General features: G+C 63.5%; 9 protein-coding genes. 4 read left to right on the top strand and 5 right to left on the bottom strand.

Annotation, left to right across the window (positions count from 1 at the left end; genetic code table 11):
• The coding region (locus K675_RS0121435) for an acetyl-CoA carboxylase biotin carboxyl carrier protein subunit (RefSeq protein ID WP_026145409.1) at positions 1 to 478 on the top strand (478 nt) is incomplete at its 5' end.
• A gap of 112 nt (positions 479 to 590) precedes the next feature.
• Here the strand turns inward: K675_RS0121435 and K675_RS0121430 are convergent.
• Positions 591 to 1,247 carry a LexA family protein gene (locus K675_RS0121430; protein WP_026145408.1) on the bottom strand — a complete coding sequence of 219 codons (657 nt, stop codon included), beginning with the start codon at positions 1,245 to 1,247 and terminating at the stop codon, positions 591 to 593.
• Between the two features lie 127 nt (positions 1,248 to 1,374).
• Here K675_RS0121430 and K675_RS0121425 point away from each other — a divergent pair, with 127 nt between their 5' ends.
• The 3 genes from K675_RS0121425 (at position 1,375) to K675_RS0121415 (ending at position 4,840) form a co-directional block, all read left to right on the top strand.
• Positions 1,375 to 1,743: a DUF6124 family protein gene (locus tag K675_RS0121425; RefSeq protein WP_017905522.1), complete on the top strand. Its 369-nt coding sequence runs from the start codon at positions 1,375 to 1,377 to the stop codon at positions 1,741 to 1,743.
• Positions 1,744 to 2,294: 551 nt separating this feature from the next.
• Entirely contained in the window at positions 2,295 to 3,446 is a 1,152-nt protein-coding gene (locus K675_RS0121420; RefSeq protein WP_017905521.1) for a M14 family metallopeptidase, read from the top strand.
• A 242-nt stretch (positions 3,447 to 3,688) separates the two neighbouring features.
• The gene (locus K675_RS0121415; protein WP_017905520.1) at positions 3,689 to 4,840 is read left to right on the top strand and encodes an MFS transporter; all 1,152 of its coding nucleotides are present in this window, start codon (positions 3,689 to 3,691) and stop codon (positions 4,838 to 4,840) included.
• A gap of 196 nt (positions 4,841 to 5,036) precedes the next feature.
• On the opposite strand, the gene K675_RS0121410 is transcribed toward K675_RS0121415, so the two are convergent.
• From K675_RS0121410 to K675_RS31215, 4 genes are all read right to left on the bottom strand, one after another.
• Positions 5,037 to 7,487: a TonB-dependent siderophore receptor gene (locus K675_RS0121410; protein ID WP_017905519.1), complete on the bottom strand. Its 2,451-nt coding sequence runs from the start codon at positions 7,485 to 7,487 to the stop codon at positions 5,037 to 5,039.
• Positions 7,488 to 7,583: 96 nt separating this feature from the next.
• Positions 7,584 to 8,567 carry a FecR family protein gene (locus K675_RS0121405; protein ID WP_017905518.1) on the bottom strand — a complete coding sequence of 328 codons (984 nt, stop codon included), beginning with the start codon at positions 8,565 to 8,567 and terminating at the stop codon, positions 7,584 to 7,586.
• A gap of 40 nt (positions 8,568 to 8,607) precedes the next feature.
• On the bottom strand, positions 8,608 to 9,108 hold the full coding sequence (locus tag K675_RS0121400) for a sigma-70 family RNA polymerase sigma factor (protein WP_017905517.1): 501 nt from the start codon (positions 9,106 to 9,108) through the stop codon (positions 8,608 to 8,610).
• A 58-nt stretch (positions 9,109 to 9,166) separates the two neighbouring features.
• On the bottom strand, positions 9,167 to 9,637 hold a 471-nt coding region (locus tag K675_RS31215), incomplete at its 5' end, for a phytanoyl-CoA dioxygenase family protein (RefSeq protein WP_017905516.1).

Here is a 9,637-nt window from a genome sequence, read left to right as displayed (position 1 = left end):
GGCCGAACGCAACGGCTTGCGCGGCGGACTGCCGAGCGAAACCGTCCTGCACCTGAGCTGTCGCAACGAAGACCGGGCAGTGACACTGGAGCCGACTTCGGCCATCGCCTTGCAGGGGGAGGTGCTGTCAATCGAGCATGAGGGCGTACGCCGGCGTCATCGGGTGATCCGCCGCGATAGCGAGCTGTACCTGCAATGGCAGGGCGAACTGCTGGCGATCAGCGTCTTCGAGCCGATCACCGCGGTCGAGGCCAGTCACGGCCACCAGGGCGGCCTGACGGCACCGATGAACGGCAGCATCGTCCGTATCCTGGTGGAAGTTGGCCAGACGGTCGAGGCGGGCACACAACTGGTGGTGCTCGAAGCCATGAAGATGGAACACAGCATCCGCGCGCCTCAGGCCGGGGTGGTCAAGGCGCTGCATTGCCAGGAAGGCGAGATGGTTGCCGAAGGCAGTGCACTGGTGGAACTGCAATAGTCTCTCCGGAACCTGCTCCCCCAAGGCCTGCCCCTCACCTGTGGAGGGCAGTGCCTTCGTGGGAACGGGCTCGCATCAGCCGAGTTCCAGCGTCCCACGGAGCAGATAGACGTCAGAACTTCGCTGTTGCCTGTACGACGACACCGATAATGCTGTAGTCGTCGGTAAACAGAATCTTCGGATACGTCGGGGTCAATGGTTTCAGGTAATCCTGGCCTCCCTCCTGCACCCACTGCCGGAAAATCGCCTCCTCGCTGTCGCGCAGGCGGGCGATCACCAGCTTGCCGGGCTCGGCCTCCAGGTCCGGGTCCACCAGGATCAACATGCCTTCCGGCACGCTCATCCCCAGCGGCGCGGTCATCGCGTCCCCCGCCACCTTCAGCCAGAACGCCGCACCCGAGGCGTAGTGATCGGCCACTTCGTAACAGGCGACGGTGTTGTCATCGTGCCCCGATTCGCGGGTATGCACCACCGAGCGCCAATCACTGACCGGGTAACGGAACGCCGACGTCGTGTCGTAGGGCTGCCCATCGCGCTCGGCGGGCAACTGCACCGCCACTGAACGGTCGCGGATCACCAACGCGATCTCCAGATGCCCGAGGCCCAGTGCCAGGAACACCTTGTTCATGGTTTCCAGGTCCGGCTGGCGGCGCTTGTTCAACCAATGACCGACACCGCCCTGGGATACCCCAACGCGCTCTCCGAGTTTTTCTTGCGTGAGATCAAGCTCGCGCAGCTTGGCTCTCACCAGTGCAATCCATTTATCCATGGACGGCACAATACGGGCTGTACTCGGCGGATCAATACACAAAATGTATTATATGCATCAGGCATTAAAGTACGTTTGGTACTAATCTGCATCTGCTGTTTCGATTCCCTCCAAAGGCAGGCTCTCCATGACTTCCAGCACCAAGACCAAAACCGATATCGATCCCATGCCCCCCTACGACTCGCTCAGGGACGGCCCCGCGACCCGACGGGCGCTCGACTATTATTTGAAACCAACCGTTTCAAGCTCGATTGCCGAGGGCAATCCTCGCCGCGTCTGCGAGGACCGGCTGTTCGCCGTACGCCACAACCTCAGCGCCGAAGAAGCGATGGTCTACGCCTCCGACCTGCTGCGCTGCGCCGCCGCCACCGCCTATGAGGCAGCCGACGCCCTGCAGGGCTCGTCCCGCGACCTGGCCTTTTCGGTGGTGCACATGATCGACATGGCCAAGGCCATGGTCGACCGCGCCGTGAATGTGCAGTATCCGGCGCCGTAACACGCGCGCACGGGAATAACCGCCGAATCATGGCCGATGACAGAGGAAATCGAAGTCTGGAGAGAGGAGTGGAAAAATAATTTCCAGAAAGCGCAGGAAAACATTTGACTTGCAAATGATAATGATTATTATTGCAAGCAACTGGTCGCGAGATCAGTCGATAACCCTGGAGACCTCAGGTCGGACTCCTGGATTATCTCCTCATCAGGCTAATCACGGTTTTTGACCCGGCTTTTTGCCGGGTCTTTTTTTGCACCCGTTTTACGGGTTCGGCTTCAGGCTAATGAAGACTTGGACGCTGCCATCTTGGCGGGGCAGTCGCGATGACGGGTATGATAGCAAAGGACCATCAGCCAATGAAAGGCCACCCTTCACGGCGATAGGGCTGAAAAATTACCGTAGTACTTGAGAATCAATATCATAAACACTACCCTGACCCAGCGTCAGGGAAGACGCCCCCCTTCCACGTGTCAGGTCTGACATGCCTCGGCCAATAGTCGCTCGCCGTGTACAGTAGCAACCACAAGACATCATATTCAGGTACACAGACTATGACCGTGGTTCTGCCCTCACTCAAAATCAGCAGCGACTTCGATAGCGGTAACATCCAGGTACTGGACGCCAGCAACCCGCGGCACCTACTGCTGGCCATCGAACCGGACACCCGCAGCCAGCACTTCCAGTGGTTCCACTTCAAGGTCGAAGGCCTGCAACCGGGCCAGTCCTATACCTTCGAACTGACCAACGCCAGCCAGTCTTCCTATAACAAGGCCTGGACCGGCTATCGTGCCGCTGCCTCCCACAATCACCATGACTGGTTTCGTACCGACACCCGCTTCGATGGCGAGAGCCTGCACATCCAGTTCCAGGCCGAGCAGCCACAGGCCTGGTTCGCCTACTTCGAACCCTACAGCCGTGAACGGCATGACTGGCTGATCGAACAGGCCCTGACCCTAGCCGGCAGCGAGCTGTTGGCCACCGGCAAGAGCGCCGAAGGCCGGGATATCCAGTTGCTGCGCAAGGGCAACGGTGAGGCGGGCAAGCGCAAGGTCTGGCTGATCGCCCAGCAGCATCCTGGCGAGCACATGGCCGAATGGTTCATGGAAGGCGTGATCGAACGCCTGCGGAGCCGTGATGACGCGCAGTTGAATGCGCTGCTGGCCGTCGCCGATCTGTATCTGGTGCCGAACATGAACCCGGATGGCGCGTTCCATGGCCACCTGCGCACCAACGCCATGGGCCAGGACCTCAATCGCGCCTGGCAGAGCGCCAGCCCGGAAATCAGCCCGGAAGTGTTCTTCGTCCAGCAGCAGATGGCCCAGTATGGCGTGGACCTGTTCCTCGATATCCATGGCGATGAGGAGATCCCCTACGTGTTCACCGCCGGCTGCGAGGGTAACCCGGGCTACACTGCGAGGATCGCCGAGCTGGAACAGCACTTTCGCAGCCACCTGAGCGCCCTGACCCGGGATTTCCAGACCACCCACGGCTATACCCGCGACCTGCCCGGCGAGGCCAACATGACCCTGGCCTGCAACAGCGTCGGCCAGCAGTACGACTGCCTGTCGCTGACCCTGGAAATGCCCTTCAAGGACAACGACGACGCCCCGGACGCACGGACCGGCTGGTCGGGCAGACGCTCGGCGCAACTGGGCAAGGATGTGCTCAGCAGCATCGCCGATATCGTCGGGCGCCTGCGCTAGGAGCTGGAACTGTTTGCCTCCCGCGGCCATCGAACGCCTGGAACATCCCCTTGCAAGAGCCGGCTTGCGGGCTCCCACAGGGTGACGCCGAACGCAAAGTGGGGGTACACCGCTGGCCGCAGGAACGTGGCTTGCCCGCGAAAAGGCCCTCAAGCCCGCGCACAACCGTCGAGTTTCCCACAGAAAGCCAAAGCAAGAGCAAGAAACCCCATCGTGGACCGCCGTACCGACAAGGATTCTTCATGACTGCCCTCACCTCCCACGCCGCCACCCGCCCTGGCCGCCTGGAACAGATGTCGACCCGCATCGCCTTCTTCATCGCCGGTTTCGGCGTCGCCGCCTGGGCGCCGCTGGTGCCCTATGCCAAGGCCCGCACCGGGCTCGATGAAGGCACCCTCGGCCTGCTGCTGTTGTGCCTCGGCGTCGGCTCGATCATCGCCATGCCCGTGGCCGGTGCCCTGGCCGGGCGCTTCGGCTGCCGCCGCGTGCTGACCACCGGCACGCTACTGATCTGCGCCGCCCTGCCCCTGCTGGCGACGATCAGTTCGGTACCGTTGCTGGTGATCAGCCTCTTCCTGTTCGGTGCCGGGCTCGGCACAGTGGACTCCACCGTCAACCTGCAGGCGGTGATCGTCGAACGGGCCAGCGGCAAAACCATGATGTCGGGCTTCCATGGACTGTTCAGCCTCGGCGGCATCGCCGGTGCGGCCGGGGTCAGCGCCCTGCTCGGCCTGGGCCTGTCGCCGCTGGGCGCCATCGGCGTGGTGATCCTGTTCCTGCTGCTGGCGCTGCTCAAGGCCGCGCCCCACCTGCTGCCCTACGGCAGTGAAAGCACGGGCCCGGCCTTCGCCGTGCCCCACGGCGTGGTGCTGTTCATCGGCGTGCTGTGCTTTATCGTGTTTCTCGCCGAAGGGGCGATGCTGGACTGGAGCGCGGTGTTTCTCAGCGCCGAGCGCCAGGTGCCGGACGCCTATGCCGGGCTCGGCTATGCCGCGTTCGCCCTGACCATGACCCTCGGCCGCCTGACCGGCGACGCCATCGTCCGGCGCCTGGGCGCCAAACGGGTGATCGTGCTGGGCGGCCTCACTGCCGCCGCCGGACTGGCACTGGCTACCCTGGCTTCGGCCTGGGAGGCGGCGCTGGTGGGCTATGCCCTGGTCGGGGCCGGTTGCTCGAATATCGTGCCGGTGCTGTACACTGCCGTGGGCAAGCAGAAGATCATGCCGGAAAGCATCGCCGTACCGGCGATCACCACCCTGGGCTATGCGGGCATCCTGGCAGGACCGGCGGCGATCGGTTTCATCGCCCATGCCAGCAGCCTGAGCCTGGCCTTCCTGTTGATCGCCCTGATGCTGCTGGGCGTGGCCGCCAGCGGCAGGATCCTGCGGGTTTGAGCCACTTTGGGCGAGGCCTGACTTGTGGCGAGCGGGCTTGCCCGCGCTGGGGCGCAAAGCGCCCCCAAACCGGCACCCTCGGAGTATCAGGTGCAACTCGGTTGCCGGGTTTTACGGCTGCTGCACAGCCGAGCGCGACCAAGCCCGCTCATCACAAGGTTCGGTTCCTACAGGCCCTGTAAAAGACGCTGGCGAATCAGAAGCCCACGCTCGCCTGCACGAAGAACGTCCGCGGTTCACCCACATAGATTCCCGCGTTGTTGTCGCTCGAACGGGTGAAGTAACGCTGGTCGAAGACGTTGCGCACCCCCGCCCCCAGCTTCAAGTTCGACAACTGCGCACCGAAGTCATAAGCCCCGCGCACGTCCCAGGTCATGTAGCCGGGAATGTTGCCGTACTGACCATCAGCGGTCGGCTGGGTGATGTAGTTGCCGTTGAAGCTGCCATCGGCATTGGTACCGGTCCCTGGTGCACGCTGGGCCGACTGGGCGAAGCCGTCGAGGTTGTAGGTCCAGCGGTTGATCGCATAACGCAGCCCGAGGTTGAGCACCTGGCGTGAATACAGCGGCAGGTCGCGATCCTTGAACCCCGGAATGTCACCCTGGGACGTGGCCTTGGTGTAGGTGTAGCCGGCATTCGCGGTCAGGCCGTCGAGCGCCGGGTTCAGCGCCGACAGGTCGTAGTGCACGGACGTCTCGATCCCCTGGTGCCTGGTCGCCCCCAGGTTGGTCCAGCCCACATCGTTGCTGACGTACTGCAGCTCATCGGCGAAGTCGATGTAGAACAGCGTGACCTCGCCGCCCCAGATGCCGTTGTCGTAGCGTGTACCCAGCTCGTAGGTCTTGGCCTTCTCCGGCTGCAGGCCGTTGGCGGTGCTGTTGCCGTTGCCGCCCTGGGCCACCTGGAAATACTGCAGGCTGCCGAACGAGGTCTCGTAGTTGGCGAACAGTTTCCACGCATCGGACAGGTGGTACATCACGCTCAGCGCCGGCAACGGCTCGTTGCTGCTGACACTGCGGTTCTTCTCCTGCACCGGCACGCCGTTGGTGCCCGGTACCGGGCGCTCGTGCCAGTCGGTATTGATGCGTTCGAAGCGGATACCCGGGGTGATGGTCCATTTGCCGATATCGATCTTGTCATCGATATAGAAGGCGTTGGCCTCGGTCCCACCGGTCCGGTCCTGGAAGATGTGGCCGTCGGAGGTCGGAGTGATGGTCGGCACATTGTTGACCAGCGCCACCCGGCTCGACGACTCGTGCATCGCCTCGCGCAGGTAGCGGTAGCCGACACTGACTTCCTGGCTGGTTTCACCCAGCTCGAACACCCGCGAGGCTCGCGGCTCGACACCGATGGTGTAATAGCTGCGCGGGAAGGAACCGAGGGTCTTCTGGTCGCGGGCGGCGATATTGCTGCCGCGGAAGCTGTCGGTGTAATACGTCAGCACCTCGACCTGGGTCTGGTCATCCACCTGCCGCTTGTACTTGAAGGAGATGTCCTTGCGCCGGCCGGTGAAGTTGTCATGGTCGCGCACCGACTGGTACGGCCTGGCATCGTACTGTTGCTGGGTCAGGCCGCCGGGCATGTCCGCGTTGGCATCGTAGTAGTGCAGGTTCAGCGAAAAATCGTCGACATCGGTCGGCGCCCAGTGGGTCTTGAGCAACACGTCGTTGATGTCGTTACCGTTGTTGCTCTCGCGGTAGCCCTGGCCCTTCACTCCGGAATACAGCAAGGCCGCGCCGAACCCGTTATCGGCAGTGCCGCCGAGGAACGCCGTGTCCAGGTGCTTGACGCCACCGTAGCGGGTGGTTTCCAGGGTGGTGCCGACTTCGCCGGAGAATTTCTCCGGGATCGCCCGGGTCACGAAGTTGATCACCCCGCCGACGTTCTGCGGCCCATAGCGCACGGAACCGGCACCACGGACCACATCGATGCTGTCCAGGTTGCCGACCGAAACCGGCGCCATCGACAACTGCGGCTGGCCATAGGGCGCGAACGCCGCCGGCACGCCGTCGATCAGCACGGTGGAGCGTGGCGATAGCCGTGAGGTCAGGCCGCGCACACCGACGTTGAGGGAAATGTCGCTGCCGCCGGTGCCATTGTTTTCCTGCACCTGCACGCCGGGCACGGTCTTGAGGGCGTCCTTCACGTTCATCGCGCCCTGCTCGACCATCGCCTGGCGGCGGACCACGGTGCGCGCGCCCGGGTGGTTCTGCACGATCGCCTGGTCGGCGTCACCGAGCCAGTCACCCACCACCTTGACGTCCAGCGGTGCCAGTTCCAGCGAGCCGCTGGCGGCCGGGGCGGCCGCACGCAGAGTCACCGAACCGTCCTGCAGGTCGTAGTCCAGGCCGCTGCCGCGCAAGAGCACGTTCAGCGCCTCCTCCGGCGACAGGTTACCGTCCACCGCCGGAGCCTGCTTGCCGGCCACCAGTTGCGGATTGAAGAACACCTGCAGGGAAGTCTGCTGGCCCAACTGGCTCAAGGCCGACGCCAGCGGCTGGGCCTGGATATGAATGGCGGTATCGGCCTGGGCCATCTGGCTCAGGGTCGCCGCACCGGCCACCGTCAGTGCCAGGGCCAAGGCCTGGGAGCTGGGCAGTGCACGGCGGATCGCCTGGTAAAGCGCGCTGGGTTTGTTGTTGTTCACGTCTGACCTTGTCCTGTTGTTCACAAATGCATGCGGCTGTTAATGCAAACCAGTTGCAGTTGGACAGAAGACGACGAACTCGAAAAAAACCTGAATCTATTTTGAAATTATTTCCTGCGAGCCGTCGGCACGGCTGCGCACGGCCACCGGCAGGATGTTCGGCAGGGCCTTGAGCAAGGCATCGGTGTCGTTGACCTTGAACACGCTGGTCAGGCGCAGGTTGCCCACCGCCGAAGTGGCGACCGTCAGCGGCTTGTCCCGATAGCGCGAGACTTCACTGACCACTTCGGCCAGGCTCGCGTTGTTGAACACCAGCTTGCCGCTGCGCCAGGCCGTCAGTTCTTCCGGATTGACCGCCTGGGCCGCCGCGACATTGCCCTGGGCGTCGACACGCGTACCGAGGCCGGCGGTGAGGCTGACGAACTGGTCGTCACCCGCATTGCGCCCCTGCACCTTGACCGTCCCCGCCTCCACCACCACACGCGTCTGGGCTGGGTCGCGGCGCACGTCGAAGCGGGTGCCGGTGACCGTCACCTTGCCGACACCGGTCTGCACCACGAATGGCCGGCCGCTGTCGTGCTCGACGCTGAACATCGCCTCGCCCTGCTCCAGCTCGACGGAACGCCGATCGCGCTCGTAATTCACCACCACCCGACTGCGGCTGTTGAGATCAATGACAGAACCATCGGGCAAGGCGACCTGGCGGCGTTCGCCGAGCACCGTGGTGAAGGTCGCGCTATAGGGCGCCGGGTGATTCAGGCCGCTGAACAGCCCCAGGCCTACCGCTACCGCAACCACCCCAGCCGCCACTGCGTAACGCAGCAGCGGTCGGCGCGGGACACGTTCCGGCGCAGCCTCGCACAGCGCCTGCAAACGCGCCCGGGGCAACAGGTCGGTAGCGCTCCAAAGCCCCTTGAGCAGATCGAACTCGTCCTGATGCAGGGCATGCTCGTTACGCCAGGCATCGAACTCGGCCTGCTGCGCTGCGCTCAGCGGCGCCTCCTGGACCCGTACGAACCAGGCGGCGGCCTCGTCGCGAACCGTAGTGGGATCGCAGTTGCAGTCACGGGTATCCATCATGGAAAGTCCTGTCCGGGTGAAGTGTGCATCGCCTTGCCCATCATTGCCCAGCGCCATCCAGGCGTTCGCGCAGATGCCGCAGGGTGCGGATCATATACTTCTCGACCATGTTCTTGGACAGTCCCAGGCGTTCGGCGATCTCGGCCTGGCTCAGGCCCTCGATCTTCTGCCAGACGAAAGCCTTGCGGCAGTTGACCGGCAATTCGGCCAGGGCCCGCTCGATGGAATCGGCCAACTGGATGGCGTGCATGAAATGCTCCGGGTCGCCGCCAGGCGGCGCGCTGTGCTCGATCGCTTCCAGTTCCAATGCGCCACGCCGGTCTTCGCGACGATAGGCATCCACCGCGATATTGCGCGCGGTCTGGTGCAGGTAGGCGCGCGGCTGCTCGACACTCTCGGCCTTGCTTTCCAACACCCGTACGAAGGTGTCGTGAGCCAGGTCCTCGGCCTTCTGGCGGTTGCGCAGACGGCGGGTCCAGGTGCCGATCAATTCTTCGTAGTGCTCGAAAAAACCGGGTCTGCGCGGTGGCTGGAAGTTCATGGCGGCGGGCTATGAAGGCGGGTTGTTAATAGTAATGCTTACTATTAATAGTCGCAATTCATTCCAAAACGCGGTCTCTCGAAGAGAGAGATGATGGCGCCACAGCCATGGGCTCGAAGCGCTCGCTCGTCTCCATCCGGATGCTGCGCAGGCCCAGGGTCTGCAGATGGGACGCATACAGGGACTCGGCGAAATAGCCGACCAGCAGCGTACGCCGACGAGCACCGCTGGCGTTCAGGCTGCCGGCATGCACCAGGTCGGCATCGAACACCAGGATGTCGCCCGCTGTGCCGCAAACCTGCACGGAGTGGGACTCGTCATTGAAATCGAACGCCGCCGCCGCGGGCTCAGGGCGATGGCTGCCGGGGACGATGCGGGTCGCACCGTTCCCGGGGCCATAATCATCGAGATAGACCAGCGCATTGACCGTGTCGCCCGGCCGCAGCGCCGACAGATCGCGGTGCAACTGTTGGTGACCACCACCGGCCAGTGGCTCGCGCCCCTCGACCTGGGACAGGAAGAAGCGCTC

This window comes from Pseudomonas fuscovaginae SE-1, from assembly GCF_000364705.1.
GTDB classification, from domain to species: domain Bacteria; phylum Pseudomonadota; class Gammaproteobacteria; order Pseudomonadales; family Pseudomonadaceae; genus Aquipseudomonas; species Aquipseudomonas fuscovaginae_A.
The sequence above is the reverse complement of the archived record's forward strand: the minus strand, read 5'-3'. Positions and strand labels throughout refer to the sequence as shown.